1 protein-coding gene is annotated in these 2,139 nt (G+C 70.9%); it reads left to right on the top strand.

The features are described from left to right. Positions 1 to 196: 196 nt before the first annotated feature. A partial coding sequence (locus ABT263_RS38715) for a glycoside hydrolase domain-containing protein (RefSeq protein WP_352298632.1) occupies positions 197 to 2,139 on the top strand: 1,943 nt, incomplete at its 3' end.

Below are 2,139 nucleotides of genomic sequence, written 5' to 3' on the forward strand. Positions count from 1 at the left end.
GGCAACGTGTACGACAACCAGCGCAACACCGACGGCACTTGGACCGGCGCCAACACCCTCGACCAGAACGGCGCCATCACCGCCGTCTCCGCCGCTGGCCTCGGATCCTGACCACACCTCACGCCCGCTGACGATCGGCCGGTCCGGCACGGGCCGACCGGCCGATCGTCCTGCGCCACCAGATGGGAAATCCACTGTGCTCAACCGATCCCTCCAACTCCCCGTCAGGGCACTCGCGGTCTTCGGCGTCTGCGCGGCGATGGCCGGCCCGGCGGCGGGTGCCGCCGCGGCCGCCGGCCCAGCCACGACATCCGTGACCTACCAGGGACACCGGTTCCAGGTGCCCGCCGACTGGCCCGTCGTCGACCTCCGGGAGAATCCGTCCGCCTGTGTGCGCTTCGACCGCCACGCCGTCTACCTCGGTACGCCCGGGGCGGCCCAGGACTGCCCGAGTCGGCTCACCGGCCGGACGGAGGCGCTGCTGATCGAGCCGAAGGCCGAGACCGGCATCACCACGGGCACCGCCGACAACCCGTCGGCCCGCGAACTCTCCGCGACCGCGCCGGGCATCAGGGTCACCGCCAGTTACGCCGCCGACCCAGCCCGAATGCAGGACATCCTGCGGCGAGCAGGCCTGCACCCGGCCGCCTCGGGCCGGACCACGAGCCCCACCGCCGCACCGGCGCTCGCCCCCGCCCTCATACCGGCCGCCCTCCCGAGCACCATCACCGACTTCGTCGGCAAGGGGTTCGAGACCTGCGCCGCACCGAGTTCGGGCGCCATGGACACGTGGATCAACGCGTCGCCCTACCGGGCAGTGGGGATCTACATCGGTGGCGCCCGGAGCTGCGCCCAGCCGAACCTGACGGCCGGGTGGGTCCAGCACCAAGCCTCGGCCGGCTGGCGGTTCATGCCGATCTACGCGGGCGTCCAGGCTTGGAGCATCAGCAATCCGGCCGCCCAGGGCGCGGCCTCCGCGGACGAGGCGATCGCCCAGGCTGCCGCACTCGGGTTCGGCCCAGGCTCGACGCTCTACGACGACATGGAGAACTACGACTCCTCCCGCTTCAGCGGTGCCGTGCTCAGCTACCTCGCGGCCTGGACCGAGCGGCTTCACGCCCGCGGCTACCTCTCCGGCGTCTACTCCAGCGCCTCCTCCGGCATCGCCGACCTGGCGCGGAACGCTGCCCGGTACACCATGCCGGACGTGATCTGGACCGCCCGCTGGAACGAGAACCCGGACACCAGCGATCCCGTCGTCCCCGCCTCGCTCTGGGCCAACCACCAGCGGATCCATCAGTACCGGGGCGACAAGTCGGAGAGCTACGGCGGCGTGACGATGAACATCGACGCCGACTACCTCGACGTCGGCGTCTCCCGCGGTCCGAAGCCCACCACCGTGATGCGGGTGGATACGGTGGCCGGCGGCAGCGTTTACGACAATCAGCGGAACTCGGACGGTTCCTGGGACGGCGTGGCACTGCTGGACGGCAACGGCGGTATCACCCAGGTCGCCACCGCGGCGCTCACCGACGGTACGTTCCATGTCCAGACCCTGGCCGGCGGCAAGGTCTTCGACAACCAGCGCAACCGCGACGGCTCGTGGACGGGCGCGAACCTGGTGGACGGCAGCGGCGGCATCTCGGCCGTCTCCTCCGTCGGGCTGGCCGACGGGACCCTGCACGTCCAGACCATCGCTGACGGCAAGGTCTTCGACAACCAGCGCAATTCCGATGGGAGCTGGACCGGCGCCAATCTGGTGGACGGCAGCGGCGGCATCTCGGCCGTCTCCTCCGCGCGCCTCAGCGACGGGACCCTGCACGTCCAGACCATCGCTGACGGCAAGGTCTTCGACAACCAGCGCAACCCCGACGGCACTTGGACCGGCGCCAACCTCCTCGACGGCAGCGGCCACATCGCTGCCGTCTCCGCCGCCGGCCTCGCCGACGGGACCCTGCACGTCCAGACCGTCGTCAGCGGCAACGTGTACGACAACCAGCGCAACACCGACGGCACTTGGACCGGCGCCAACACCCTCGACCAGAACGGCCACATCGCCGCCGTCTCCGCCGCCGGCCTCGCCGACGGGACCCTGCACGTCCAGACCCTCGTCAGCGGCAACGTGTACGACAACCAGCG

This window comes from Kitasatospora sp. NPDC001603, assembly GCF_040298365.1.
Taxonomy (GTDB): Bacteria; Actinomycetota; Actinomycetes; order Streptomycetales; family Streptomycetaceae; genus Kitasatospora.